Annotated in this window: 25 protein-coding genes; 15 read left to right on the plus strand and 10 right to left on the minus strand. The window is 69.8% G+C overall.

Annotated features, from left to right (window positions below; translation table 11 throughout):
• The 9 genes from J7E87_RS33900 to J7E87_RS33940 all read left to right on the plus strand — a co-directional run.
• Window positions 1–372 (plus strand): pantoate--beta-alanine ligase (locus J7E87_RS33900; RefSeq protein WP_215098500.1); only part of this gene is annotated, 372 nt, incomplete at its 5' end.
• On the plus strand, window positions 369–2,078 hold the full coding sequence (locus J7E87_RS33905; RefSeq protein ID WP_215098501.1) for an L-aspartate oxidase: 1,710 nt from the start codon (window positions 369–371) through the stop codon (window positions 2,076–2,078). The genes J7E87_RS33900 and J7E87_RS33905, both read left to right, overlap by 4 nt.
• Window positions 2,079–2,080: 2 nt before the next feature.
• Window positions 2,081–3,094, plus strand: coding sequence for a carboxylating nicotinate-nucleotide diphosphorylase (gene nadC, locus J7E87_RS33910; protein WP_215098502.1), 1,014 nt, complete (start codon window positions 2,081–2,083; stop codon window positions 3,092–3,094).
• Window positions 3,094–3,891, plus strand: coding sequence for a type III pantothenate kinase (locus J7E87_RS33915; protein ID WP_215098503.1), 798 nt, complete (start codon window positions 3,094–3,096; stop codon window positions 3,889–3,891). The genes nadC and J7E87_RS33915 overlap by 1 nt, the downstream gene beginning before the upstream one ends.
• A 459-nt stretch (window positions 3,892–4,350) precedes the next feature.
• Entirely contained in the window at window positions 4,351–4,980 is a 630-nt protein-coding gene (locus J7E87_RS33920) for a hypothetical protein (protein ID WP_215098536.1), read from the plus strand.
• Window positions 4,981–4,993: 13 nt separating this feature from the next.
• On the plus strand, window positions 4,994–5,167 hold the full coding sequence (locus J7E87_RS33925; protein ID WP_215098504.1) for a hypothetical protein: 174 nt from the start codon (window positions 4,994–4,996) through the stop codon (window positions 5,165–5,167).
• Window positions 5,168–5,291: 124 nt separating this feature from the next.
• Window positions 5,292–5,735 carry a BlaI/MecI/CopY family transcriptional regulator gene (locus J7E87_RS33930; protein ID WP_215098505.1) on the plus strand — a complete coding sequence of 148 codons (444 nt, stop codon included), beginning with the start codon at window positions 5,292–5,294 and terminating at the stop codon, window positions 5,733–5,735.
• Window positions 5,736–5,744: 9 nt separating this feature from the next.
• Window positions 5,745–6,266 carry an amino-acid N-acetyltransferase gene (locus tag J7E87_RS33935; protein WP_215098506.1) on the plus strand — a complete coding sequence of 174 codons (522 nt, stop codon included), beginning with the start codon at window positions 5,745–5,747 and terminating at the stop codon, window positions 6,264–6,266.
• 143 nt (window positions 6,267–6,409) lie between these two features.
• The gene (locus tag J7E87_RS33940; RefSeq protein WP_215098507.1) at window positions 6,410–6,745 is read left to right on the plus strand and encodes an Lsr2 family protein; all 336 of its coding nucleotides are present in this window, start codon (window positions 6,410–6,412) and stop codon (window positions 6,743–6,745) included.
• Here the strand turns inward: J7E87_RS33940 and J7E87_RS33945 are convergent.
• Window positions 6,724–7,302 (minus strand): SCO3374 family protein, encoded by a 579-nt coding sequence (locus J7E87_RS33945; RefSeq protein ID WP_215098508.1) that lies wholly within the window; start codon window positions 7,300–7,302, stop codon window positions 6,724–6,726. The two genes, J7E87_RS33940 and J7E87_RS33945, sit on opposite strands and share 22 nt — an antisense overlap.
• A gap of 431 nt (window positions 7,303–7,733) precedes the next feature.
• On the opposite strand from J7E87_RS33945, the gene J7E87_RS33950 reads away from it, so the two are divergent.
• Complete coding sequence (locus J7E87_RS33950; protein WP_215098509.1) at window positions 7,734–10,259, plus strand: ATP-dependent Clp protease ATP-binding subunit; 2,526 nt, start codon at window positions 7,734–7,736, stop codon at window positions 10,257–10,259.
• A 303-nt stretch (window positions 10,260–10,562) separates the two neighbouring features.
• On the opposite strand, the gene dacB is transcribed toward J7E87_RS33950, so the two are convergent.
• On the minus strand, window positions 10,563–12,143 hold the full coding sequence (gene dacB / locus J7E87_RS33955) for a D-alanyl-D-alanine carboxypeptidase/D-alanyl-D-alanine-endopeptidase (protein ID WP_308313198.1): 1,581 nt from the start codon (window positions 12,141–12,143) through the stop codon (window positions 10,563–10,565).
• A gap of 569 nt (window positions 12,144–12,712) precedes the next feature.
• On the opposite strand from dacB, the gene J7E87_RS33960 reads away from it, so the two are divergent.
• Window positions 12,713–13,456: a M23 family metallopeptidase gene (locus J7E87_RS33960; protein WP_215098511.1), complete on the plus strand. Its 744-nt coding sequence runs from the start codon at window positions 12,713–12,715 to the stop codon at window positions 13,454–13,456.
• Window positions 13,457–13,510: 54 nt separating this feature from the next.
• On the opposite strand, the gene J7E87_RS33965 is transcribed toward J7E87_RS33960, so the two are convergent.
• Window positions 13,511–14,071, minus strand: coding sequence for a TetR/AcrR family transcriptional regulator (locus tag J7E87_RS33965; RefSeq protein WP_215098512.1), 561 nt, complete (start codon window positions 14,069–14,071; stop codon window positions 13,511–13,513).
• A 104-nt stretch (window positions 14,072–14,175) separates the two neighbouring features.
• On the opposite strand from J7E87_RS33965, the gene J7E87_RS33970 reads away from it, so the two are divergent.
• The 3 genes from J7E87_RS33970 (at window position 14,176) to J7E87_RS33980 (ending at window position 16,922) form a co-directional block, all read left to right on the plus strand.
• Window positions 14,176–15,870, plus strand: a complete 1,695-nt coding sequence (locus J7E87_RS33970; RefSeq protein WP_215098513.1) for an MDR family MFS transporter — start codon at window positions 14,176–14,178, stop codon at window positions 15,868–15,870.
• Window positions 15,871–16,019: 149 nt separating this feature from the next.
• On the plus strand, window positions 16,020–16,415 hold the full coding sequence (locus tag J7E87_RS33975) for a helix-turn-helix transcriptional regulator (RefSeq protein ID WP_251018409.1): 396 nt from the start codon (window positions 16,020–16,022) through the stop codon (window positions 16,413–16,415).
• A 60-nt stretch (window positions 16,416–16,475) separates the two neighbouring features.
• A complete protein-coding gene (locus J7E87_RS33980) occupies window positions 16,476–16,922 on the plus strand; it encodes a VOC family protein (protein WP_215098514.1) in 447 nt (148 codons plus the stop codon).
• 116 nt (window positions 16,923–17,038) lie between these two features.
• On the opposite strand, the gene cseC is transcribed toward J7E87_RS33980, so the two are convergent.
• From cseC to J7E87_RS34005, 5 genes are all read right to left on the minus strand, one after another.
• Window positions 17,039–18,361, minus strand: a complete 1,323-nt coding sequence (gene cseC / locus J7E87_RS33985) for a two-component system sensor histidine kinase CseC (protein WP_215098515.1) — start codon at window positions 18,359–18,361, stop codon at window positions 17,039–17,041.
• Window positions 18,358–19,065 (minus strand): two-component system response regulator CseB, encoded by a 708-nt coding sequence (gene cseB / locus J7E87_RS33990; RefSeq protein WP_215098516.1) that lies wholly within the window; start codon window positions 19,063–19,065, stop codon window positions 18,358–18,360. Before cseB ends, cseC begins: the two co-directional genes overlap by 4 nt.
• A gap of 11 nt (window positions 19,066–19,076) precedes the next feature.
• On the minus strand, window positions 19,077–19,748 hold the full coding sequence (locus J7E87_RS33995; RefSeq protein WP_215098517.1) for a hypothetical protein: 672 nt from the start codon (window positions 19,746–19,748) through the stop codon (window positions 19,077–19,079).
• Window positions 19,736–20,308, minus strand: a complete 573-nt coding sequence (locus J7E87_RS34000; RefSeq protein WP_215098518.1) for a SigE family RNA polymerase sigma factor — start codon at window positions 20,306–20,308, stop codon at window positions 19,736–19,738. The genes J7E87_RS33995 and J7E87_RS34000 overlap by 13 nt, the downstream gene beginning before the upstream one ends.
• Window positions 20,309–20,490: 182 nt before the next feature.
• Window positions 20,491–21,399 carry an A/G-specific adenine glycosylase gene (locus J7E87_RS34005; RefSeq protein ID WP_215098519.1) on the minus strand — a complete coding sequence of 303 codons (909 nt, stop codon included), beginning with the start codon at window positions 21,397–21,399 and terminating at the stop codon, window positions 20,491–20,493.
• Window positions 21,400–21,751: 352 nt separating this feature from the next.
• Between J7E87_RS34005 and J7E87_RS34010 the strand changes: the two genes are divergently transcribed.
• Entirely contained in the window at window positions 21,752–22,564 is an 813-nt protein-coding gene (locus J7E87_RS34010) for a hypothetical protein (RefSeq protein ID WP_215098520.1), read from the plus strand.
• Between the two features lie 197 nt (window positions 22,565–22,761).
• Here J7E87_RS34010 and disA read toward each other — a convergent pair whose 3' ends face one another.
• Together disA and radA are read right to left on the minus strand one after the other, a co-directional pair.
• Complete coding sequence (gene disA, locus J7E87_RS34015) at window positions 22,762–23,886, minus strand: DNA integrity scanning diadenylate cyclase DisA (RefSeq protein ID WP_215098521.1); 1,125 nt, start codon at window positions 23,884–23,886, stop codon at window positions 22,762–22,764.
• Window positions 23,887–23,930: 44 nt separating this feature from the next.
• Window positions 23,931–25,373 (minus strand): DNA repair protein RadA, encoded by a 1,443-nt coding sequence (radA, locus tag J7E87_RS34020; protein ID WP_215098522.1) that lies wholly within the window; start codon window positions 25,371–25,373, stop codon window positions 23,931–23,933.
• Window positions 25,374–25,465: the final 92 nt, after the last annotated feature.

The following is a 25,465-nucleotide window of genomic DNA, read 5'->3' on the forward strand; positions in this document are numbered from 1 at the left end:
GCGCGCGCCGCGGCCGACGCGCACGCGGTGGCCCAGGCGGGCCCGGGCGGGGCCGACGGCGTGCGGGCCGCGGCACACACCGTCCTCGACGAGGCGGCGCACGCCGTGCCGCCCCTCGTACTCGACTATCTGGCCCTGGTCGACCCGGCCACCTTCGCCGAGGTTCCCGACGACCACACGGGCGAGGCGATCCTCGCGGTCGCCGCGAGGGTGGGCGCGACGCGCCTGATCGACAACATCCTCCTGACCTTCGGGCCCCCGGCCTTCGAGCCCCCGGCGCCCGAATCGCCGATGCCCGAAGCTCCGACGCCCGACGGCCCGGCGCCCGACGCCCCGACCCTCGAACCCCCGACCTTCGGAGCCGCCAAGTGACCGGAATACGGCTGACCGCCCCCGCTCCCGGCTGGGCCATCGACGCCGACGTCGTCGTGGTCGGCTCCGGCGTCGCAGGCCTCACCGCCGCGCTGCGCTGCGCGGCCACCGGACTGAGCACGGTCGTGGTCACCAAAGCCCGGCTGGACGACGGCTCCACTCGCTGGGCGCAGGGCGGCATCGCCGCGGCGCTCGGCGACGGCGACACCCCCGAGCAGCACCTGGACGACACCCTCGTCGCGGGCGCGGGCCTGTGCGACGAGGAGGCGGTACGCATCCTGGTCACGGAGGGCCCCGACGCGGTACGCCGGCTGATCGCCACCGGCGCACACTTCGACACCTCCGAGGCCGGCGAGATCGAGCTCACCCGGGAGGGCGGCCACCACCGCCGCCGTATCGCGCACGCGGGGGGCGACGCGACGGGCGCCGAGATCTCGCGCGCCCTGGTCGAGGCGGTTCGCGACGCCGGTCTGCGCACCATCGAGAACGCGCTGGTCCTGGACCTGCTTACGGACGCCGAAGGCCGTACGGCAGGCATCACCCTCCATGTCATGGGCGAGGGCCAGCACGACGGCGTCGGCGCGGTCCACGCCCCCACGGTCGTTCTCGCCACTGGCGGCATGGGCCAGGTCTTCTCCGCCACCACCAACCCCGCCGTCTCCACGGGCGACGGCGTCGCCCTCGCGCTGCGCGCCGGAGCGGAGGTCTCCGACCTCGAATTCGTGCAGTTCCACCCGACGGTGCTCTTCCTCGGCGCGGACTCCGAGGGCCAGCAACCGCTGGTCTCCGAGGCGGTACGGGGAGAGGGCGCCCATCTCGTCGACGCCTCCGGCACCCGCTTCATGCTCGGACAGCACGAGCTGGCCGAACTCGCCCCCCGTGACATCGTCGCCAAGGGCATCATGCGCCGCATGCAGGAGCAGGGCGCCGCGCACATGTACCTCGACGCCCGCCACTTCGGCGCCCAGATGTGGGAGCAGCGCTTCCCAACGATCCTGGCCGCCTGCCGCGCGCATGGCATCGAGCCGGTCAGCGAGCCCATACCGGTCGCCCCGGCCGCCCACTACGCCTCCGGCGGCGTCCGCACGGACCTGCGTGGCCGCACGACGGTGCCCGGGCTCTACGCCTGTGGCGAGGTGGCCTGCACGGGTGTTCACGGCGCGAACCGGCTGGCCTCCAACTCCCTCCTGGAGGGCCTGGTCTTCGCGGAGCGCATCGCTGCCGACATCGCCTCCCGCGCCCCGCTCCCGGCCCGCGCGGCCGCCGAGCCCGTCAGCCCGTCCGTACTGCCGCTCATCGCACCCGAGACGCGGGCCGACATCCAGCGGATCATGTCCCAGGGCGCCGGCGTGCTCCGCTCGGCCGACAGCCTGGCCGGCGCGGCGTCCGCACTGGACGCGGTCCATCGCAACGCCGTGCAGGACCAGGAGGGTTCGGGCAAGACGGCCGAGCCCGGCGTCGAGGCATGGGAGACCTCGAACCTCCTGTGCGTGGCCCGTGTGCTGACCACCGCGGCCCTCGAGCGCGAGGAGACCCGCGGCTGCCACTGGCGCGAGGACCGCCCCGAGCGCGACGACGCCGACTGGCGCCGCCATCTCGTCGTACGTCTGGCTCCCGACCGGAGCCTTGTCGTCCGGCGCACCGAGAGCACCGCTTTCGACCCGACCGTCCCCGCCACCGTCCCCGACGCCCCCAGGGAGCCGTAACAGTGAGCACGCCCGAAGAACGTCCGCGTCCTGTGGACGTACCGCTGATCCAGATCGGCGCCCCCGCCACCGAGGCGGGCGGCTGCGGCGACGCCTGCGGCTGTGGCGACGACGAAGCGTACGAGTGCGGTCTGGACCCCGCGCTGGCCCGGCTGCTCGCCGACGCGGGCCTCGACCCGGTCCAGGTGGAGGACATCGCACACCTGGCGCTCGGGGAGGACCTCGACGGCGGCGTGGATGTGACGACCGTGGCGACCGTCCCCCAGGACGCCGTCGCCACCGGCGACTTCACCGCCCGCGAGGCGGGCACGGTCGCGGGCCTGCGGGTCGCCGAGGCCGTCCTGTCGATCGTCTGCACCGATGCGTTCGAGGTGGAGCGGCATGTCGAGGACGGCGACCGCGTCGAAGCGGGACAGAAGCTGCTGTCCGTCACCACCAACACCCGCGACCTGCTCACCGGCGAGCGCAGCGCGCTGAACCTCCTGTGCCGTCTGTCCGGCATCGCGACCGCGACCCGCGCCTGGGCCGACGTGCTCGAAGGCACCAAGGCCAGGGTCCGCGACACCCGCAAGACGACGCCGGGCCTGCGCGCCCTGGAGAAGTACGCGGTGCGCTGCGGCGGCGGCGTCAACCACCGTATGTCGCTGTCCGACGCAGCCCTGGTCAAGGACAACCACGTGGTGGCGGCGGGCGGCGTCGCCGAAGCCTTCAAGGCCGTACGGGAAGCCTTCCCCGACCTCGCCATCGAGGTCGAGGTGGACACCCTCCACCAGGTACGCGAAGTGCTCGACGCGGGCGCCGACCTGATCCTGCTGGACAACTTCACCCCGGCCGAGACCGAGGAGGCCGTCGCGATCGTCGCGAGCCGCGCCGCCCTGGAATCCTCCGGCCGCCTCACCCTCGAGAACGCCCGCGCCTACGCCGAGACGGGCGTCGACTACCTCGCGGTGGGCGCGCTCACGCACTCCTCCCCGATCCTCGACATCGGCCTCGACCTGCGCGAGGCAGGCGTCTGATGCTGCTCACGATCGACGTCGGAAACACTCACACCGTCCTCGGCCTGTTCGACGGTGAGGAGATCGTCGAGCACTGGCGAATCTCCACCGACGCCCGGCGCACCGCCGACGAACTGGCTGTCCTGCTGCAGGGCCTGATGGGCATGCACCCGCTCCTCGGCGACGAACTGGGCGACGGCATCGAGGGCATCGCCATCTGCTCCACCGTCCCCTCCGTCCTGCACGAGCTGCGCGAGGTGACCCGCCGCTACTACGGCGACGTCCCGGCGGTCCTTGTCGAGCCCGGCATCAAGACCGGCGTGCCGATCCTGATGGACAACCCCAAGGAGGTCGGCGCGGACCGCATCATCAACGCGGTCGCCGCCGTCGACCTGTACGGCGGCCCGGCGATCGTCGTCGACTTCGGCACGGCGACGACCTTCGACGCGGTCAGCGCGCGCGGTGAGTACGCGGGCGGTGTGATCGCCCCGGGCATCGAGATCTCCGTCGAGGCGCTCGGCGTGAAGGGCGCCCAGCTCCGCAAGATCGAGCTGGCCCGGCCGCGCAGCGTGATCGGCAAGAACACCGTCGAGGCGATGCAGTCCGGCATTGTCTACGGCTTCGCGGGCCAGGTCGACGGCGTCGTACGGCGCATGAAGGTCGAGCTGGCGGACGACCCGGACGAGGTCACGGTGATCGCGACCGGCGGTCTGGCCCCGATGGTGCTGGGCGAGGCGTCGGCGATAGACGAGCACGAACCGTGGCTGACGCTGATCGGCCTGCGCCTGGTCTACGAGCGGAACGTCTCCCGGATGTGACGTTTCCGAGGGGGCGTGGGCGTCGGTGGTCGCTGGTGGTGAGGGGCCGTGATTGCCCGTACGCCGGCGGCACCGGTGGTCGCTGCCCGGTTGGTGGCTGCCGGGGCGAACCTTCGTGCGCTACCGCGCCTCCGGGTGGGGAGGGGCCGCGCAGGGTCGGCCCGGCAGGCGATCGGCGGCCTTACCGCCGACGCCGAGGAGTCGAGCCCGGAGGGGGCCCCGGAACCCGCACCGCACGGCCCGGGCACCCCCCGCCCGCACACCGCGGCCCCGGGCACCCCAACCCCAAGCCCTCCGCCCGCACCGCACGGCCCGGGCAACCCCCAGGACCCGCACCCGCACCCCGCGTCCCCGGCGCGCCAGCGCATCCGCCGCGCCCGGGCTTGCCAATTAACCCGATTTTGTCCATGTCGCACGTATCGTCGGGCCATGCCCACGCCATACGGATCCCGCGGCGGCATGGCCTTCAGCGCAGACGAGCTGCGTGTGCTCCGACGCGCCCTCGCCATCGCCCTCCATCCCGTCCCTCTCGCCGAACAGGACGTCCAGGACGCTCTGCGCCTGGCCGATTCCGTGGACGAGGCGGTACGCGAGGCCGGCCGACTGCGTACGTTCCTCCTCGCCGACCTCGTCCGCTACCGCGAAGCGCTCCCCGGCTCCGCCACCGGCTATCTGGAGCTCCTCCAGGACGCCCTGGCCACCGGCTACCACCCACGCCCCGAGGACCTCGCAGCGCTGCGCACGCTGCGCTCCACCCCGGTCGGCGCCGCCGTGCTGCACCGCTGCCAGGCGCTGGCGGAGCAGTCCGTTCGCGCCCGGCTGGCCGGCCGCTCGGTGCGGGGGGTGGCGGCCACCGCCGTGGCCACCGGCGCGGCCCCCCGTACCCGGCTCCTCGCGCTCGTCGGCGGCCGCGCTGCCGACGCCCCCAGGGCGCAGCAGAAGCCCCAGCAGAATCCGCAGCAGAATCCGCAGCAGAAACCCCAGCCCAAGCCGCCCGCGCCGGGCGAGAAGCCGGTGCCGAAGCCGTCCGAGGTCTTTCCGCCGCGCCGCCGGCCCGTGCCCCCGCCCGAACAGCTGGCGGTCGGATAGCTACCCTGGGGCCATGGACTACGTATCCGCGCTGCTGCCCCCCGTGGTGATGGCCATCTTCTTCACCGCTCTGGTCGTGACGATCGTCAAGAGCCAGGGCGGCTCGAACAAGGCCAAGGAGGACGCGATCGTGGACGCCGCCGTGGCTCGCGCGCACTCCGCCAAGCAGGCCGGACGCGACGCCTGACCCCGTCGCACACCAAGGCGTACACGAAGGCGCACACCAAGGACGTACGGCTGATTTTCGGCCGTACGTCCTTTTTGTTACGTCAATAACCAGCCATTCCGACGTCTCCCACTATGGTGGTTATGTGCCCCGTCAATTGGGAGAGCTGGAAGACGCCGTCATGACACGCGTCTGGCAATGGAACCGGCCGGTCACCGTCCGGGAAGTCCTCGAAGACCTTCAGCAGGAACGGTCCATCGCCTACACCACCGTCATGACCGTAATGGACAATCTCCATCAGAAGGGCTGGGTCCGCCGGGAAGTCGACGGCCGCGCCTATCGATATACGTCTGTCTCCACCCGGGCCGCCTACTCGGCCGCACTCATGAACGAAGCCTGGTCCAAGAGTGACAACCCGGCGGCCGCACTTGTCGCCTTCTTCGGCATGATGTCGCCCGAGCAGCGTGAAGCGCTCCTTGCCGCGGTCCGCCTCGTTCAGGGGGATGTTCAGGGCGAGGTTCAGGGCGAGGTTCAGGGTCAGGTTCAGGGTGACCAGGCCGCCGACGGCGGGACGTCCGCGGAGCGATAGCGTCATGGCATGCCTTATGCCGAAGCAAATGCCATCACCGTCAGACGGGCCAGGACCAGCGATGTGCCGTCGGTCCGCCGACTCGTCGACCCGTACGTGAGTGAAGGCATCCTGCTCGACAAAGCGACGGTCACTCTTTACGAAGCCATCCAGGAGTTCTGGGTCGCGGAACGCGACGAGGACGCGAAGGTAGTGGGCTGCGGGGCACTCCATGTGATGTGGGAAGACCTCGCTGAAGTGCGTACTCTCGCTGTCGACCCCGTCTTCAAGGGCACCGGCATCGGTCATCAGGTGCTGGACACACTGGTGCGGACCGCCCGCTGGCTGGGGGTGCGCAAGGTTTTCTGCCTCACCTTCGAAGTGGACTTCTTCAGCAAGCACGGCTTCGTGGAGATCGGTGAGACACCGGTCGACGGAGATGTCTACAGCGAGCTGCTGCGTTCCTATGACGAGGGCGTCGCGGAGTTCCTCGGGCTCGAACGAGTGAAGCCGAACACCTTGGGCAACAGCCGGATGCTTCTGCACCTGTGATCACCGCTTGAGAAGGATCCCTATGTCCGAATCGCGCACGTTTCCCGTGTTCTCGAGGTTCTGAACCTCTGCCAAGGGTTTGTGTTTTTCAGGGAAAAGCGGTTTCCTTTCCGCGTACTGCATTTTCGATGAAAGGAAATCCGGTGGCACAGAAGGTTCAGGTCCTTCTTGTCGATGACCTCGACGGTGGCGAGGCGGACGAGACCGTGACGTTCGCTCTGGATGGCAAGACCTACGAGATCGACCTCACCACCGCCAATGCGGACAAGCTCCGTGGTCTGCTCGAGCCGTACGCCAAGAGCGGCCGGCGTACCGGCGGCCGTGCTGCGTCCGGCCGTGGCAAGGGCCGTGCGGTTGCCGGCGGCAACAAGGACACCGCCGAAATTCGCGCCTGGGCCAAGGCGAACGGCTTCGAGGTCAACGACCGCGGCCGCGTCCCGGCAACGGTTCGCGAGGCTTACGAGAAGGCCAACGGCTGAGTATTCGCACGCGGCGTATTCGTACGCAGCAATCGGGCCCGGTGGCACTCAGTCGCCACCGTGTCCACAAGTCGTACGAGATCGGGGCTGATTCCGTCACCGGCTGCGGCACTGCGCCCGAAAGGGACCAGGGCCGGCAGCGTCGGCTCCACCTCGCGCCCCGGCACGGGGGGTCGCAGCCATACGGCGGCCCCCCGGGAGCCAGGGCATCCGGGCGGCGGCGGAGCGGTCATCAGGCCGCCCGCGCCGATGGCGGTCAGATCGAGAGCGATCCCGCCCCACTCCAGCCAGTCGAGCAGCCCAGGCAGCTCGTCGGCGCTGCCCGCGGCCACCAGGAGCCGCATTCTGTGCCCCATGAGGGCCACGGGCCCGGCGGTCTTCGTACGGCTCAGCACAGCGGCGCCCGCATCGGCGGGCAGCTCCAGCACATCGAAGCGCAGCCCGGTCAGCAGCCGCACCGGCGACCCGTCGGCGGCGGCCCATCCGAGCTCGTTCTCATACCATCGCGCGATGCCGCCTTCCGACGGCGTGCGGGGGGGCGGGACGGTGAAGGCCATACTCCGGGAACTCCCGACGAGGCCCCGTGGTTACGCAGAGTGGAGTAGCGAATGCGTACGGTGTTCAATCTGGGGGCGTCCGGACGCATTCGGGAACGCAAGGTTGTTCGCCCGTAGCTGAGGGAACCGGTGCGCGCCGCATGGACTGTCAGTGATTACGGGTAAGACATTCCTAGTGGGGAGGGGCGACACACCTGCTTGGCCGTCTCACGTTCGCCATCGGCGTAGTGATGGTGAGGGTATCTGCCTGGCCTGCGGGAACATCGTCTCGCACCATCGGGTTGGAGCAGGTGTCGACGTTCAGCGGTCAGGAGGCCATGGACGGGTGTCGGCAGTTGGAATGAGCGGTCCCCGCTTGCGGGACTAAGCTGCGGAAGGACAGGGAGGGGATCGTCCCCAATCTTTCTGACCGCTCTGAGGAGCGATTAACGATGTTCGAGAGGTTCACCGACCGCGCGCGGCGGGTTGTCGTCCTGGCTCAGGAAGAAGCCCGGATGCTCAACCACAACTACATCGGCACCGAGCACATCCTCCTGGGCCTTATCCATGAGGGTGAGGGTGTCGCCGCTAAGGCCCTGGAGAGCCTCGGGATTTCGCTCGAGGCGGTCCGCCAGCAGGTGGAGGAGATCATCGGGCAGGGGCAGCAGGCCCCGTCCGGGCACATCCCCTTCACCCCTCGCGCCAAGAAGGTCCTGGAGCTTTCGCTCCGGGAGGCCCTCCAGCTCGGCCACAACTACATCGGCACGGAGCACATCCTGCTCGGCCTGATCCGCGAGGGCGAGGGCGTCGCCGCCCAGGTCCTCGTGAAACTGGGCGCCGATCTCAACCGGGTGCGGCAGCAGGTCATCCAGCTGCTCTCCGGCTACCAGGGCAAGGAAGCCGCCACGGCAGGCGGTCCGGCCGAGGGCACGCCCTCGACCTCGCTCGTCCTGGACCAGTTCGGCCGGAATCTCACCCAGGCCGCTCGCGAATCCAAGCTCGACCCGGTCATCGGGCGCGAGAAGGAGATCGAGCGGGTCATGCAGGTGCTGTCCCGGCGTACGAAGAACAACCCGGTTCTCATCGGCGAGCCCGGCGTCGGCAAGACGGCGGTCGTCGAGGGCCTGGCCCAGGCCATCGTCAAGGGCGAGGTGCCCGAGACCCTCAAGGACAAGCACCTCTACACCCTCGACCTCGGTGCGCTGGTCGCCGGCTCCCGTTACCGCGGTGACTTCGAGGAGCGCCTGAAGAAGGTTCTCAAGGAGATCCGCACCCGCGGCGACATCATCCTGTTCATCGACGAGCTCCACACCCTGGTGGGTGCGGGCGCCGCCGAGGGCGCGATCGACGCTGCCTCGATCCTCAAGCCGATGCTGGCGCGGGGCGAGCTGCAGACCATCGGCGCCACGACGCTGGACGAGTACCGCAAGCACCTGGAGAAGGATGCGGCCCTCGAGCGCCGCTTCCAGCCCATCCAGGTCGCTGAGCCGTCGCTGCCGCACACCATCGAGATCCTCAAGGGTCTGCGGGACCGTTACGAGGCCCACCACCGCGTCTCCATCACGGATGAGGCGCTGGTCCAGGCCGCGACCCTGGCGGACAGGTACATCTCGGACCGCTTCCTGCCGGACAAGGCGATCGACCTGATCGACGAGGCCGGATCCCGGATGCGTATCCGCCGGATGACGGCGCCGCCGGACCTCCGCGAGTTCGACGAGAAGATCGCGGGCGTCCGCCGCGACAAGGAGTCGGCCATCGACTCCCAGGACTTCGAGAAGGCGGCCTCTCTCCGCGACAAGGAGAAGCAGCTGCTTGCCGCGAAGGCCAAGCGGGAGAAGGAATGGAAGGCCGGCGACATGGATGTCGTCGCAGAGGTCGACGGCGAGCTGATCGCCGAGGTCCTCGCCACGGCGACCGGCATTCCGGTCTTCAAGCTGACCGAGGAGGAGTCCTCGCGCCTGCTCCGTATGGAGGACGAGCTTCACAAGCGCGTCATCGGGCAGAAGGACGCCATCAAGGCGCTCTCGCAGGCCATTCGCCGTACGCGAGCGGGTCTGAAGGACCCGAAGCGCCCCGGCGGCTCGTTCATCTTCGCCGGCCCGTCCGGCGTCGGTAAGACCGAGCTCTCCAAGACGCTCGCCGAATTCCTCTTCGGCGACGAGGACGCGCTGATCTCCCTCGACATGTCGGAGTTCAGCGAGAAGCACACGGTTTCCCGGCTCTTCGGTTCCCCGCCCGGATACGTGGGTTACGAAGAGGGCGGCCAGCTCACCGAGAAGGTGCGCCGGAAGCCGTTCTCCGTCGTCCTCTTCGACGAGGTCGAGAAGGCCCACCCCGATATCTTCAATTCCCTTCTGCAGATCCTGGAGGACGGTCGGCTGACCGACTCCCAGGGCCGCGTCGTGGACTTCAAGAACACGGTCATCATCATGACGACCAACCTCGGGACCCGGGACATCTCGAAGGGCTTCAACCTGGGCTTCGCGGCGCAGGGCGACGTCAAGTCGAACTACGATCGGATGAAGGCCAAGGTCAACGAAGAGCTGAAGCAGCACTTCCGGCCCGAGTTCCTCAACCGTGTCGACGACACGGTGGTCTTCCACCAGCTGACCGAGGAAGACATCATCCAGATCGTCGACCTCATGGTCGCCAAGGTGGACGAGCGTCTGAAGGACCGTGACATGGGCCTCGAGCTCAGCCCCACGGCCAAGTCGCTCCTCGCCAAGAAGGGCTACGACCCGGTGCTGGGCGCCCGGCCGCTGCGCCGGACGATCCAGCGCGAGATCGAGGACATCCTGTCGGAGAAGATCCTCTTCGGCGAGCTGCGCCCCGGTCACATCGTGGTCGTGGACACCGAGGGCGAGGGTGAGGAGAAGAAGTTCACCTTCCGCGGCGAGGAGAAGTCGGCGCTGCCGGACGTCCCGCCGATCGAGCAGGCGGCCGGCGGAGCCGGTCCGAACCTGTCGAAGGACGCGTGACGCCCACGCTGAGCTGAGTGCCTGGAGGGGCTGCCCCGGACCCGTACGGAGACGTACGGACCGGGGCAGCCCCTTTTGCCTGCCCGTTTCAGAGGCCGCTGGGGGTGGGGGAGCACCGTTGAGGAGACCGTCAGGGCGGCGTGGCCAAGGAGAGGTCCCAGGTTCGGCTCCTCGATCCGGACGGCGGACGGCCCGGGTGGCCGCGTCGAGTGACTGGTCCCGTACCGACTGAATGGCGTCGGTGAGCTCGATGTCCGTCATGCCCCGGACCGTACCTTTGCGTACGGTCCGGGAGGCTGCCCTTCAGCAGAACTTCGGCTTCTGCCAGGAGCATTCGAGATCCGCCGCCGGATCCGCGCTGCGCGGAGCCCGCGGCGGTACGGCGGCGATCGCGCCCGCCCCCGTGTCCGACTTCGCCAGCATGACCACGATCGCGTCCTCGATGCTCTTCACAGAAGAAGCCAGGTAGTTGTTGAGCACGACGCTGTAGACGAGTTCGCGGCCGCCCGCGTCCGTGACGTACCCGGAGAGAGCCGAAGCGCCCGTCAACGAGCCTGTCTTCCCACGGGCGTTGAGAGCTGCGGGCGTCCCGCACATGCGCGAGCGCAGCGTGCCGCCGATCGCGCGGTCGGTGTTGCAGGCCACCGGGAGGGATGCGTACCAGTCGGCGTACCAAGGAGCGTCCCGTACCGAGAGGAGCAGCGTGGCGAGCTGCTCGGCGGGGAAGAGGTTCATCCGGGTCAGGCCCGAGCCGTCGGCCTGGCGGATGGTGGAGGTCCGCACCCCCTCCTTCTGCAGGTGGCCGGAGATCGCCGACAGGCCCGCGGCCCAGGTGCCGTGGCCGGCCGTCTCGTAGCCGATCGTCTTGGTGAGCGCCTCGGCGTGCATGTTGTTGGACAGCTTCATGAACGGGCGCATCAACTCCCGCAGCGGCATGGAGCTGTGCGAGGCGAGGAGCTTCGCGCCGGGCGGGGTGGGACGGCCGAGGCGGGGGCTGCCGGCGATGCGTACACCATGGGCGGAGAGTGCGTCGGAGAAGACCGCGGCGGCGTAGCCGGTGGGTTCCCAGACGGTCACCCACTCCTTGGTGGAGCTCGCGCCGACCGGAATGTTCCCGCTGACGCTGATCGTGTTGGTGCCGTGCTGCCGCTCGACCGCGAGGGTGTCGGGCTGTCCGGCGGGGACAGTGGTGCCGCTGATGTCGAGGCGTACGTAGTCGGTGGGCGGGGTGACCTTCACGCGCGGCTTGTCGCCCGGCGCGGCGCCGGGGAGCGCCTCTACGACGACTGTGCCGGAGTCGTAGTCGGTGTCGGGCGCGACAGTGAGCGGGGAGATCTGCGCGGAGTAGTACGAGGACTCGTCGTCCGCGGCCCAGGAGCGGCCGAGGCGCTGGGTGTCGAAGCGGGTGTCGTCCGCGACGAGGCGGCCGGTGACGCGGGTGACGCCGGAGGCGGCCAGGTCGGCGGCGAGCCGGTCGTAGTCCTTGGCGAGGGTGGTCGGATCGCCGCTGCCGCGCAGATAGAGGTCGCCGAGGAGGGTGGAGCCGAGCCGGCGGCCGGTGGACAGGACGTCGGTGCGGTAGCGGTAGTCGGGGCCGAGCAGCGCCATCGCGGCCACGGAGGTGGCGAGCTTGGTGTTGGAGGCGGGCATGAGGCGGTCGGCGCCGTCCCGCTGATAGAGGCGCTCACCGGTGGTGGCGTCGGCGACCACCACACTCGCGGCTCCGCCGTCCATGCGGGCGTCGGCGAGGATCTTGTCGATGGCGCCCTTGAGGCCGGTGTCGGAAGGGCCGGCCCCGGCGGGCGCGCTCCAGGTGAGCGTGCAGGCGAGCCCGATGACGACAGGCAGGATCCAGCCGCGGGGGCGCCGGTTCGGGCGATTCACGGGCCTACTCGTGGCACACACGGGTCTACTCATGGCACAGGAGCATCCCGGACGTGGGTGCGCGCGGGAAGAACGCGTGGACCGCGTGGCGGGGGCGTGGGCGGTTCCCGGACGGGCTCCCGAGGAGGTTTCCGGAGGGTTCGCGGAAGGGCCCCGGAGGGGTGGTTCTCGGTTGAACCCGTGACAAGGCCCACAGGGATATCGAGGCCTACTAGCCAGAATAGTGGGCTCGATCGGCTCTGATGCGGTACGTCGGGCCGGGGTCGGCCGGGACCTGCGGCCCTTAGGTGTCCGATGGAGGGTGATCCGGGGTCGATGTCGCATTCGCACGGTTCGTGCGCCGTCCGTACGTTGGGTTAAACCTCACGAAGTCAGAAGATTTTGACCGATTTGCGAGGTTGCTTCGGAAGGGGCCCGGAGGGCGTCAAGAGGCAATTTCCCGTTGTGGCGACTACGACCAGATGTCGTAGATGGGTGGTTTTGGGCTAGGCCGGGGCCTGGGTTACCAAGGGATGAGCCAAGCCCGGCGCACAGGTGCCGGGTCCCTTTATGCCCCGGAGGTTCACTCCATGTCGCAGCGCGCCATGTTCCACCTTCCCCGCCCCTCCGCTCTCCGTAGCCGCGCCGCCGTCCTGGCCGCCGGCCTGGGAGCGTCGATGGTGCTCGGATCCGGGGCCGCGTTCGCCGCTGGGACCAGTGCGCCGGCGGCTGCCGGGTCGGCCACCGCGGTGGACGCCTCGAGCGCCGTCGCCGCGCAGGCCCTGGCGCAGTCCAAGGCCGCCGACGCCGCGAAGACGGCTGCGGTGGCGAAGGCCGCAGCCGAGAAGTCCAAGCTTGCGAAGTCCAAGGCTGCGAAGGCCAAGGCTGCCAAGCCCACGGCCGCGAAGAAGGCCGCGTCCTGGGTCAAGCCCGTCACCGGCTACACGCTGACCGCGAGCTTCAACCAGGGCGGCAACATGTGGTCGAGCAAGCACTCCGGCCAGGACTTCGCCGTTCCTGTCGGCACCCCGGTCAAGGCCGCCCACAGCGGTGTCGTCGTGAAGGCCGGCCCGAACGGCGGCGGCGACGGTCCCGCGTACGGCAACGCCATCGTGGTCAAGCACAGCAATGGCACGTACGCGCAGTACGCCCACCTGTCGAAGATCAACGTCACGGTCGGCAAGAGCGTGAAGACGGGCCAGTCCATCGCCCGGTCCGGCAACACCGGCAACTCGTCCGGTCCGCACCTGCACTTCGAGATCCGTACCACCCCGAACTACGGTTCCGCGGTCAACCCGGCGGCCTACCTGCGCTCGGCGGGCGTCACTATCTGAGCCCGCGGCGACGCGCCACCAGGCAGTGCTCAGAGGTGTGACCGCCGGTGACTCTCAGTGTGTGACGTGGTGAGCCTGGCTCACCAGATCGATGGCGACCTCGAGGACGGCCTGGCGCTTGTCCTCGGGGTCGGCCTCCATGTCCCTCAGTACGAACATCCCGGCGTGCATCGTGAAGAGCGCGCTGATGCAGCGGACCTGGTCGGCCAGTGCCGCCTCCGGCTCCTTGATGAGCTCGAGCATCCGCATCATGCGGTCCTTGAAGGTCTCGCCGATGCTCAGGTCGCGCATCGCGGCCTGGTTCTCCTGCATGAAGCGGAAGAGCGGTGACGCGGCGACGAGAGTCTCGCTGTAGCGGCGCAGGATCTCCTGCTTGGTCTCCAGCGTGTGCGGCTGGGTCCGCCCCCACTCGATCAGCTCGTCCATCGGCCTCGTCAGGTCCTGGAAGAGGCTGATCAGGATGTCTTCCTTGGTCTTGAAGTGGTAGTACAGCGCCGCCTTCGTGACATCAAGGACCTCTGCGATCTCGCGCAGTGACGTCTTCTCGTAGCCCTGCTCGGCGAAGAGCTCCAGGGCAACGTCCTGAATGCGCTGGCGGGTGTTGCCTCTGGCCATGGGCTCTCCTGGAAACTTACTTGACGCCCGGCTAGTTACGGGGCTACCTTCCCCATTGTAGTCAACTAGCCGGGCGGCAAGTAAGTGCCAGGGGAGCGGGAACGATGGTGGACGTAGCCAAAGACGGGGCGCAGCGGAGCGGTGGCGCGCAGCCGCGCGTGGGAGCACAGCCCGGGGCGGAGGGGCAGCCGGGCGACGAGGGGAAACCGGGCAGTGGGCCTCAGCCCCGCAGTGTGCGGGTGGTGATACTCGCGCTCATGATCGCCATGCTGCTGGCCATGCTCGACAACATGATCATCGGCACCGCGATGCCGACCATCGTGGGAGAGCTGGGCGGCCTCGAGCATCTGTCCTGGGTGGTCACCGCGTACACCCTGGCCACCGCCGCCTCCACCCCGATCTGGGGCAAGCTCGGCGACATGTACGGCCGCAAGGGCGTCTTCCTCATCGCCATCGTGATCTTCCTGATCGGCTCGGTTCTCAGCGGCATGGCCCAGGACATGGGGCAGCTGATCGGCTTCCGCGCCGTACAGGGACTGGGCGCGGGCGGCCTGATGGTCGGCGTCATGGCGATCATCGGGGACCTCGTGCCGCCGCGGGAGCGCGGGAAATACCAGGGCATGATGGCCGCCGTCATGGCCGTCGCCATGATCGGCGGACCGCTGGTCGGCGGGACCATCACCGACCACCTCGGCTGGCGCTGGAGCTTCTACATCAACCTGCCGCTGGGCGCTGTCGCGCTTGCCATGGTCACCGCAGTGCTCCATCTGCCGAAGAAGCAGCGGACCAAGGCGCGCATCGACTATCTGGGCGCCGGGCTGCTGACCGTGGGCATCACCTCGATCGTGCTGGTCACCACCTGGGGCGGTACGGAGTACGCCTGGGACTCCGCCGTGATCATGGAGCTGATCGCGATCGGCGTGGCCGCGCTCACCGGCTTCCTGATCGCCGAGACCAGGGCCGCCGAGCCGATCATGCCGCTGCACATCTTCCGCAGCCGCAACTTCACGCTGATGTCTGTGATCGGCTTCATGGCCGGGTTCATGATGTTCGGTGCGGTGCTGTTCCTGCCGCTGTTCCAGCAGTCCGTCCAGGGAGCCTCGGCGACCAACTCCGGTCTGCTCCTGCTGCCGATGCTGATGTCGATGCTCGTCGTCTCGATGATCGCGGGCCGGATCACCACCGACACCGGCAAGTACCGGCTCTTCCCGATCATCGGCGGCGGGCTGATGGTGACGGGGCTGTTCCTGCTCGCCCAGATGGACACCGAGACCTCGCGGCTGACCTCCGGCATCTACATGGCGGTGCTCGGCGCCGGCATGGGCTTCCTGATGCAGATCACCATGCTGGTCGCACAGAACAGCGTCGAGCAGAAGGACATGGGCGTCGCTTCCTCCGCGGCCACCCTCTTCCGTACGCTCGGTGCCTCCTTCGGCGTCGCGATCATGGGCGCGCTGTTCACCGGCCGGGTGCAGGACGAGATGGCGGCGCGAGGCGGGGCTACGGCCACCCAGCACTCCGCGCAGCTGGACGCCGCGAGCCTGGCGAAGCTGCCGGACCCGGTCCGTGAGGCGTACGAGTTCGCTGTGGCTTCCGGGACGCACGCGGCCTTCCTGGTGGGCGCGGGGGTCGCGGTGGTCGGCTTCGTGGCGGCCTTCTTCGTCAAGGAGGTGCCGCTGCGCGGGGCCGGACCGGCGCCTGCCACGGCTGCGGCCGCCCCGACCGGGGACAAGACCGTGGACCAGGTCGGGGACAAGACCGTGGACGAGACCGGGGACAAGGTGGCCGAACAGGTCTGACCTCGGCAAACCCTCTGGCGAACGGCCCCCGGTGTGCACGCCGGGGGCCGTTGTCAGTGGTGCGTGCCAGCATCGGGTGTGTGGAAAGCACCACTCCGGCGCCGGCGCGCCTCGCCCATCTGCGGCAGCTGCGCCTCGCCAAGGACGCCATGGACCGCGACTGGGCCGAGCCGCTCGACCTGGACGCGGTGGCCGCCCATGCCGGGTATTCGCGGTTTCACTTCGTGCGCGCTTTCAAAGCGGTGTACGGACAGACGCCGGGCCAGTATCTGTCGCGCAGGCGGATAGAGCGGGCCGAGGAACTGCTGCGCTCGGCGAATCTGTCGGTCACCGAGATCTGCACGCTCGTCGGCTTCAGCAGCCTGGGCACGTTCTCGACCCGGTTCAAGAAGCAGACCAGGCTGACCCCGAGCGAGTACCGCGCCCAGCATGTGGGGCGGGGAGCCGCGCTGATACCGGGGTGCTACGCCCTGCTGTGGGCGGGCGGCTTCCCTGGCAAGGAGAAGCCTCCTGCCAAGCAGCGCAATTCTGAAGAAGCCGACTGACCGGGCCGCTGCCTACGGTGGCAGGGCAAGCGGGAACCACGCCTCACCGAGGAGCACCTCATGATCAAGGGTCTTGCCATTTCCACCGTCTGGGTCCTGGACCAGGACCGGGCGAAGGAGTTCTACACCGAGCGGCTCGGCCTGGAGGTCCGCACCGACATGACGATGGGCGACGGCGGCATGCGCTGGCTGACGGTAGGAGCCAAGGACCAGCCCGATGTGGAGCTGACGCTCATGGTGCCGGGGCCGCCCGCGATGGACCCGGAATCCGCCGAGGCGATCAAGAAGCTCATAGCCAAGGGCGTCATGGGCGCCGGAGTGCTGACCACCGACGACATCCAGGGGGACTACGAGAAGCTCAGGGCACGCGGCGTGGAGTTCCTGCAGCCGCCGCAGGACCGCCCGTACGGCACGGAGGCGATCCTGCGCGACGACTCGGGCAACTGGTTCTCGTTCACCCAGCGGCGCGAGGGCGGGCTCGACCTGGACAAGGACTGGTCCTGTTAGTCCGGCTGGATCGGCTGGTTCGGGAGGAGAGCAGGGCGGGTTCTGGTAGTCCGGCTGGTCCGGGCGCGCAGGGCGGGTTCCGGTAGTCCGGCTGGTCCGGGCTCAGGGCCGGTCCGCTAGTCCGACAGCGGCATCATCGGGAAGCTGCCGGTGTTCGTCGGCGCGTGTTCGGGGAGCCAGAGCACCGCGATCGCGCCGCCCGACTGCCCCAGCGGCGTCGCGGTCCCCTCCGGCGCGGCATTGCGGAACGTCAGCCGTGCGCCGAGGACTCGCGCCTGGCCTGCCGCAATCGTCAGGCCGAGACCGTGGCCCGTGCCCGCGCGGTCGCTGGCGCCCGTGCGGAAGCGGCTCGGGCCCTCACGGAGCAGGGCCTCGGGATAGCCGGGACCGTGGTCACGGACCCGTACCACGCGGCCCTCGACCGTGACCTCGACCGGCGGCTTGCCGTACTTGGCGGCGTTGGTCAGCAGATTGAGCAGGATGCGCTCCAGCCGCCGCGGATCGGTGCTGACCCACGACTCGTGCACGACGCTGATCGCCACATCGGGGTTCAGCGCCGTGATCCGGCGGCTGACGAACTCCGCGAGCGCGATTTCCTGCAGCTCGGCCCGTTCCGACGCGCTGTCGAGCCTCGCCACCTCCAGCACGTCCTCGACCAGCGTCCGCATGGCCTGCGCCCGGTCCCGTACGAGCTCGGAGGGCCGGCCGGGCGGCAGCAGCTCGGCGGCCGTGAGCAGCCCGGTGACGGGGGTACGCAGCTCGTGCGCGATGTCGGCGGTGACCCGGCGCTCCGCTTCGATGCGCTCGTTCAGGGCGTCGGTGAGCGCGTCCACGGCGCGGGCCAGATCGTCTGTCTCGTCGCGTACGACACCGCCGATCGCGTCCCTGACCCGCACCCCCGTATTGCCCTGCGCGACGTGGCCGGCGGCAGCGGCGGCCTTGCGCAGCCGGCGGGAGAGCTGCCCGCCGATCAGCACGCCGAGCGCGCAGCCGCCGAAGACCACGGAGACAGAGCCGATGATCAGCGCCCGGTCGAGGTCCTTCATGACGGTGGCGCTGCGGCCGGCGAACTGGGTGTGCAGGGAGAGCACGTCGCCGTTGGACAGCGGCACGGCGGCCCAGATGTCGGGTGTGCCGCCGTTGCCCTCGTCCACATAAGTGCCGCGCCGCTTCTCGCGCATCAGCTTCTGCAGCGACCTGGGCAGCGAGGGGTCATTGATCTTGGTGTTGAAGCGCGGGTCCTTGTTCTTGGACGTCTCGTACCAGCGCTGCGCGAGCAGCACCCGGTCCATCTGCACATCGCGCGTGTTGTCCAGCATCGAGACACGGGCGGCGTTGTGCACGACAAGGCTCAGCGCCATCGCGATCAGTGCGCCGACGCCCGCGATCGCGATGCTGATCTTCCAGCGGACTCCCGTGCGCAGTACGAGTCGCTTCATGCCTTGAGCTTGTAACCGAAGCCGCGGACCGTTTCGATCCGGTCCTGTCCGATCTTGGTGCGCAGCCGCTGGACATGGACGTCCACGACCCGGGTGTCGCCGCCCCAGCCGTAGTCCCAGACCCGCTCCAGCAGCTTGTCGCGGGAGAGCACGGTGCCGGGCGTGGACGAGAACTCCAGCAGCAGTCGCATCTCGGTCGGCGTCAGCCCCACCGGCGCACCCCCCTTGCGTACCTCCATGCCCTCCGTGTCGATCTCCAGATCGCCGAAGGCCAGCAGCGGCCCCTGCGGATCCTGATCCGCGGAGCCCGCGCCGCCGCCCGCCGCGCCGGCCGCGTGACCGAAGCGGCGCAGCACCGCGCGTATGCGGGCGACCAGCACCGCGCCGTCGAAGGGCTTGGTGACGTAGTCGTCGGCTCCGGCCTCCAGGCCCAGCACCACATCGATGGAGTCGGCGCGCGCCGACAGCATGATCACGGGCACGGTCGACTCGTCCCTGATACGGCGGCACAGGCTCACGCCGTCCAGACCCGGCACCATCACATCGAGCAGCGCGATGTCCGGCCGGTTGGCGCGGAAGGCATCCAGTCCCCGCAGCCCGTCGGGCATCGCGGTGACCACGAAGCCGTCCCGCTCCAGGGCGAGCTGGGTCGCCTCACGGATGACGTCGTCGTCCTCGACGAAAAGGACATGAGTCTCGGCCATCCCCGCTGCTCTCAGTTCTCGTTCGGTGCGGGCGGTTCGGTGGCGACAACCTCGCCCTCCCCGACCGCCCTGCTGAATTCGTTGCGTACCCAGTGCTGCTGGACGAACTTCCCGCCCGACCAGTGGTACGTGGTCACTTCCTCGCCGGACGGCTCGGCGACCGGATCACCCTTGGCGTAGACCTGCTTGGTCACCACCAGGTCCCCCCGGTCGATCGCGGAGTACACCGCGGGCTCCTCGGCGGCGAAGATATTCTCATACTTCCCGCCGGTCCCGCGATACACGTACGTGCCCATGCCCACCGCGTCCCCGCACGTCAGCACATTGACGACGACATCGGGCGAGGAGCCGCCGGTGAGGTTCCCGTACGAGGTGTCCACCGGGTAGGAGTCCCGGGCGCACGGCTTGAGGTCGGCCTTGACCCGCTCGCTGACCTTCGGATCGCTCATGATCAGCTTCACCGCGTTGACGGCCTCGGTCTTCTGCGCCCCGCCGGTGGGGGACATATTGGGCGAGGGGGTTGCCTTGGCGATCGCGTCGGTGTGCGCCGCGCCTTCGTCCTGAACCCCGGTGCCGCCCGTGGAGCAGGCGGCGGCGAACACGCCCACCGCGGTGAGCCCGGCCATCACCGCGCCGCTCGCCGCCAGGCGTCTGTTGCCGCCTCTGCCAGTCAGGCCGCGCACCGCTCCTGCCCCCGTCCGTCGCGCTCACCGTTACGCCGCACCTCGCCGCGCTCCAGGGCGCGGACGTCCAGGTCCCGGCTCTCCAGCTCCTGGCGGAGCCGGGCCAGCGCCCGGTGCAGCGTGCTCTTTACCGTACCGGCCGACATGCCGAGCGCGGCAGCGGTCTCCTCGGTGCTCATCTGCTCCCAGTGCCGCAGCACCACGACGCTGCGCTGCTTGGGTGCGAGCACCTTCAGGATGTCCATCAGCAGGGCGCGGTCCGCGCGCTGCTCGCTGCCGTCGTCGACGCTCGCGTCGGGCAGCTGCTCGGTGGGAACCTCTTCCAGCTTGCGGGCCCGCCACCACTCCGTACGCGTATTGATCATCACGCGGCGAAGGTAGGCGTCGGCCAGCGACTTGTCCGCGATCCCGTCCCAGCGACCGTAGGTGCGGACCAGAGCGGTCTGCAGCAGGTCCTGCGCGTCGATCGGATCCGGGACAAGACGCCGGGCGCTTCGCAGCAGCGCCTCCTGCCGGTTGCGTACGTACTCTTCGAATTCGAGCACCTCGCCCTGTGCCATTCCAACCGCCTCCACCCCGTGAGTCCCGCGACAAGCACTGCCGTTCCCTTGTGTCACAAGAAGCTACGGAGGTGTTGTCACGGGCCTGTGCGGAGCAGCCGTCGGAGGGCGCACGGCCATCCATCGGTTGTGTAACAGCGGATGTTTCAGGGGTGGTTCGAGTGGGAATGGGGCCGGCCTGCTCAGCTGTGGGGGAGTCGGTAGAGGCCGTTCTCCAGGGGTTCCACGAGCCCATCGGCCACCAGTGAGTCCAGCGCCCGGGCCCGCTGGACCGGCTCGTGCCAGACCGTGTCCAGCGCCGACTGCGGCACCGGCGCCACCGCCTCGCGCAGCACGGCGAGGAGCCTGCCGCGCACCTGCCGGTCCGTTCCCGCGTACGTCTGGCCGCGGCGCGCGGGACCTGCGTACGCAGGCTTCCCGGCCAGCCGCCACGCACACCGCGCGGCGATCGGGCAGCGCGCGCAGTCCTCGTTCTTCGCCGTGCACACCAGCGCGCCCAACTCCATGGAGGCCGCCGCCCAGCGGGCCGCGGTCGCCTCGTCGTCGGGCAGCAGGGCGCGGGCCAGCTTGCGCTCGACGGCGGTCGTCGCGGTCGGCGGGAACTGGATGCCGGTCGCGGCGCGGGCCAGGACCCGGCGGACGTTGGTGTCGAGGACGGCATGACGCTGCCCGTACGCGAAGGAGGCCACCGCGGCCGCCGTGTACTCGCCGATGCCGGGCAGCGAGAGCAACTGCGCATGGTCGCTCGGTACATCGCCGCCGTGCCGCTCCGTTATTGCCTGCGCGGCTCCGTGCAGGCGCAGCGCACGCCGGGGATAGCCGAGCCGGCCCCAGGCGCGGACCGCCTCGCCGGGCGCCTCCGCGGCCAGATCGGCCGGGCGCGGCCAGCGCGCCAGCCACTGCTCGTACACCGGACGCACCCGGCTTACGGGTGTCTGCTGCAGCATGAACTCGCTGACCATCACACCCCAGGCGCCGGCCTCCGGGCGGCGCCAGGGCAGATCGCGGGCGTGCTCGTCGAACCAGGCGATGACCGGCGTGTGGAGGGACGCCGCGTCGGCCGGGGCAGGGTCTGTGCTGGTGTCAGTCATGGCACTCTGATCCTGGCACGACAAGGGGAGCAGACGCTGCATACGCTCCGAGCGCCGCGCGAGGCCCGCGAGAAGGCCATCAGCGGTGCCATCGGCATGTTCGGCACCAGGAGGGGGTCGTGCGGGCGCAGTTCGGTGATGTTCCTGCACGGGCCGCGGTTGATGTGGCTGCCCATGGTCACGGACCGTACTCGTCAGGCCCGAGCGGTCACTCATAGCGATCGGCAAGGGGCGGCCTTGACGAATGTCGGGGGTGCGTGCGGCGCCGACCGTGATGATGATCGCCAGAACTCGCGAAGTCGGGTGCCGGATGGGACGGGAGTTGGCCGTGATCTCTCGTAGAGTTTGGGCCGTGGGATCTATGCGCAATCCGATCGGGCCGCTCCCCTCCTCCATCTACTGGCGACGGAGGGCAGTCGCGGCGTCTTTGATCGCGCTGCTCGCCGTGCTGATCGTATGGGCCGTCAGTTCCGGTGGCGGCAACGGCAGCGGAGGCAGGGACGACGGCGGATCCAACGGCAACGGTCCCGCGCCCTCCATCACCCCCGGGCCCTCCCAGTCCGGCCCCGCGATCAGCGAACAGCCGGGCGGACGCGACGAGTCGGGCGATTCCGGCGACAGCGACGGCAGCGCCGACGGCGGCGCTACGGACACGGGTGGCGCCGGCGACACGGGCGGTGACGGCGGCAAGAACGGCGACAACGGAGCGGGTGGCGCGGCCAGTGGCGGCGCAGGCGGCCAGCAGGTTCCGGTCGGATCGACCCTCCCCAACTGTTCCCCGGGCGCACTGAAACTGAGCCTGCGCAGCGTCAAAGTCTCGTACGAGCCGGGGGAGAAGCCGACGTTCCAGCTGGTCGCGTCCAACTCGTCGGCGACGAACTGCAAAGCGGACTTCGGCCCCAAGGTGGCGGTGCTGACGGTCACCGACGACGGGGACGACGACGTGTGGTCCTCGAAGGACTGCCCGCGGACGGCCGACGGTCTGCTGCTGCGGGTCCCGGCGAATGCGACGATCACGCACACGGTGGAGTGGGACCGCAGGCGGAGCGCGCCGCAGTGCGCGACGCCGCCCGCGGGGGCGGTTGCCTCCGGTACGTATCTGGTGGAGGCGCAGTTCCCGGGGGTGACGGTGCTGCGGGCGTCGTTCCGCCTGGAGAAGGAGTAGCCGGCCCGGAGGCGTCCGGCGGCCGGGATTTGTCGTCCATCTCCCCCAGCTACCGCTGCGAGGTGCCCCCCGGACGGGCTTGAAGGCGCGTCTGCGGGGTCGTCCAGCGGACTGTCCTCGAACGCCCGACGGACTTGAAACTGCGGGCAGGCCCGAAAATTCAGCCCGGCTTGGGGGCACCTCCCCAGCTGGGGCAGCTATACGTACCGCTCCAGGATCGACGACTCCGCGAGCCGCGAGAGGCCCTCGCGCACACTGCGCGCCCGCGCCTCGCCCACGCCGTCGACGGTCTGCAGATCGTCGACGCTCGCCGCGAGCAGCTTCTGCAGGCCGCCGAAGTGCTCGACGAGCCGCTCGATGATCGCGTTCGGGAGCCGCGGCACCTTCGCCAGCAGCCGGTAACCGCGCGGCGACACCGCGGAGTCGAGCGTCTCGGGCGAACCGCTGTAGCCCAACGCCCTTGCCACTGTGGGAAGTTCGAGCAGCTCGGCGTGCGTGAGGTCGTTCAGCTCGGTGAGCGCCTCGCCGACCGTGCGGGACCGCTTAGCCGTCGGCTCCGGCACATAGTCGCGTACGACCAGCTCGCGCTCCGGCTCCACGCCCGCGATCAACTCGTCCAGCTGCAGGGAGAGGAGACGGCCGTCCGTGCCCAACTCCACCACGTACTCGGCGATCTCCGTGGCGATCCGCCGCACCATCTCCAGGCGCTGCGCAACCGCCGTGACGTCGCGGACCGTCACCAGGTCCTCGATCTCCAGCGCGGAGAGCGTGCCCGCGACCTCGTCGAGGCGGAGCTTGTACCGCTCCAGCGTCGCGAGCGCCTGGTTGGCCCGGGACAGGATCGCGGCCGATTCCTCCAGGACCCGGCGCTCCCCGTCCACGTACAGGGCGATCAACCGCATCGACTGCGACACGGAGACGACCGGGAATCCGCACTGCCGGGAGACCCGGTCCGCCGTGCGGTGGCGGGTGCCCGTCTCCTCGGTGGGGATGGACGCGTCCGGGACCAGCTGCACACCGGCCCGGTGGATCTTGGTGATGTCCTTGTCGAGGATGAGCGCGCCGTCGAGCTTGCACAGCTCACGCAGCCGGGTCGCGGTGAACTCCACGTCCAGTACGAAACCGCCGGTGCACATCGACTCGACGGTCTTGTCCATACCGAGGACGATCAGGCCTCCGGTGTTGCCGCGGAGGATCCGCTCCAGGCCGTCGCGCAAGGCCCGACCCGGCGCGACCGCGCTCAGGGCGGCGCGGATCAACGCTTCGTTGCCGGAGCTTCCGCCGGACTTTCCGGGTGCTGCTGCCCGGTCGTTGGCTGCCACTGCACTCCTCCGGCTCGTACGGATGGGCGAGACCAGGGCAAAGTCTACCGGCGCGTCTCGTCGCCCTGTGGGCCGTCTGCCCGCTCTTTGCGCGGGGCGGCCACCGAGCCCCCCTGACGCCCCCGCGGGAGCACCCGCAGAGCCTCTCCCATGTCAGCCACTTCCGTGACTTTCATACCGGCCGGGACCTTACCGGGGTCGGATGGGACGAGGGCGTGCGTGAAGCCGAGCCGGTGTGCCTCGGCGAGCCGGCGCTGGACGCCGGTGACCCGTCTGACCTCGCCCGCGAGACCGACTTCGCCGATCGCGACCAGGTTCTTGGGCAGCGGGGTGTCGCTGGCGGCCGATGCCAGTGCAAGCGCGATCGCCAGGTCCGCCGCGGGCTCGGAGAGCTTCACGCCGCCGACAGTCGCGCTGTAAATGTCGCGTTTGCTCAATGCGGTGATCCGGCCGCGCTGCTCGAGGACGGCAAGCATCATCGAGACCCTGGAGGTCTCCAGGCCCGATGTGGTGCGCCGGGGCGAGGGGATCTGCGAGTCGACGGTGAGCGCCTGCACCTCGGCGACGAGCGGGCGGCGGCCTTCGAGGGTGACCGTCAGGCAGGTGCCGGGGACGGGGGCGTCCCGGCGGGTGAGGAACAGGCCCGAGGGGTCGGCGAGGCCGGTGATGCCCTCGTCGTGCAGTTCGAAGCAGCCGACCTCGTCCGTCGCGCCGTAGCGGTTCTTGACGCCTCGTACCAGACGCAGACGCGCGTGCCGGTCGCCCTCGAAGGACAGCACGACGTCCACCAGGTGCTCGAGCAGCCTGGGGCCGGCGATCGCGCCGTCCTTGGTGACATGGCCGACCAGGATGGTGGACATGCCGCGCTCCTTGGAGGCGCGGATCAGCGCGCCGGCCACCTCGCGGACCTGGGCCATGCCGCCGGGCGCTCCGTCGATCTCGGGGGACGCGACGGTCTGTACGGAGTCGAGGACCAGCAGCGACGGCTTGACCGCGTCCAAATGGCCGAGGACCGCCGACAGATCGGTCTCGGCGGCGAGATAGAGGTGGTCGTGCAGCGCGTTGATCCGGTCGGCGCGCATGCGCACCTGGCTCGCGGACTCCTCGGCCGTGACATACAGAGTGGGGTGCTCCGCGCTGGCGGCCTTCGCGGCGACGTCGAGCAGCAGCGTGGACTTGCCGACGCCCGGCTCGCCCGCGAGCAGCACGACGGCGCCAGGCACCAGGCCGCCGCCGAGGACACGGTCCAGCTCGTCCACGCCGGTGGGGCGGGCCGTCGCCTGCCGGCCGTCGACCTGGCCGATGGGGAGGGCCGCGGTCGAGACGCGGCCGGCGGCGGTCGTACGGACAGCCGGCGCGCCGTACTCCTCGACCGTCCCCCATGCCTGGCACTCGGGGCAGCGGCCGAGCCACTTGGCGGTCGTCCAGCCGCAGTCGGTGCAGCGGTAGGACGGCCGGTCCTTCGCGGATTTCGTACGGACAGCCATGCGGGAACCGTAGCGGGGCCCACTGACAACGCCGCCGCCGCCTCCTGCGGGCTCCTTCACGCGGTTGTCGTCCGCAGGGGAATTCATCGAGG

The organism is Streptomyces sp. ISL-1, assembly GCF_018614585.1.
GTDB lineage: Bacteria > Actinomycetota > Actinomycetes > Streptomycetales > Streptomycetaceae > Streptomyces > Streptomyces maoxianensis.

Bases quoted from the DNA above. Each gene is read 5' to 3' on its own strand.
- J7E87_RS33975 (WP_251018409.1), top strand. From the start codon at position 16,020: ATGGACCGCGACTGGGCCGAGCCGCTCGACCTGGACGCGGTGGCCGCC.
- J7E87_RS33915 (WP_215098503.1), top strand. From the start codon at position 3,094: ATGCTGCTCACGATCGACGTCGGAAACACTCACACCGTCCTCGGCCTG.
- J7E87_RS33960 (WP_215098511.1), top strand. From the start codon at position 12,713: ATGTCGCAGCGCGCCATGTTCCACCTTCCCCGCCCCTCCGCTCTCCGT.
- J7E87_RS33935 (WP_215098506.1), top strand. From the start codon at position 5,745: ATGCCTTATGCCGAAGCAAATGCCATCACCGTCAGACGGGCCAGGACC.
- J7E87_RS33980 (WP_215098514.1), top strand. From the start codon at position 16,476: ATGATCAAGGGTCTTGCCATTTCCACCGTCTGGGTCCTGGACCAGGAC.
- J7E87_RS33920 (WP_215098536.1), top strand. From the start codon at position 4,351: ATGGCCTTCAGCGCAGACGAGCTGCGTGTGCTCCGACGCGCCCTCGCC.
- J7E87_RS34005 (WP_215098519.1), bottom strand. From the start codon at position 21,399: ATGACTGACACCAGCACAGACCCTGCCCCGGCCGACGCGGCGTCCCTC.
- radA (WP_215098522.1), bottom strand. From the start codon at position 25,373: ATGGCTGTCCGTACGAAATCCGCGAAGGACCGGCCGTCCTACCGCTGC.
- J7E87_RS33950 (WP_215098509.1), top strand. From the start codon at position 7,734: ATGTTCGAGAGGTTCACCGACCGCGCGCGGCGGGTTGTCGTCCTGGCT.
- J7E87_RS34000 (WP_215098518.1), bottom strand. From the start codon at position 20,308: ATGGCACAGGGCGAGGTGCTCGAATTCGAAGAGTACGTACGCAACCGG.
- J7E87_RS33925 (WP_215098504.1), top strand. From the start codon at position 4,994: ATGGACTACGTATCCGCGCTGCTGCCCCCCGTGGTGATGGCCATCTTC.
- J7E87_RS33945 (WP_215098508.1), bottom strand. From the start codon at position 7,302: ATGGCCTTCACCGTCCCGCCCCCCCGCACGCCGTCGGAAGGCGGCATC.
- J7E87_RS33965 (WP_215098512.1), bottom strand. From the start codon at position 14,071: ATGGCCAGAGGCAACACCCGCCAGCGCATTCAGGACGTTGCCCTGGAG.
- cseC (WP_215098515.1), bottom strand. From the start codon at position 18,361: ATGAAGCGACTCGTACTGCGCACGGGAGTCCGCTGGAAGATCAGCATC.
- J7E87_RS33970 (WP_215098513.1), top strand. From the start codon at position 14,176: ATGGTGGACGTAGCCAAAGACGGGGCGCAGCGGAGCGGTGGCGCGCAG.
- cseB (WP_215098516.1), bottom strand. From the start codon at position 19,065: ATGGCCGAGACTCATGTCCTTTTCGTCGAGGACGACGACGTCATCCGT.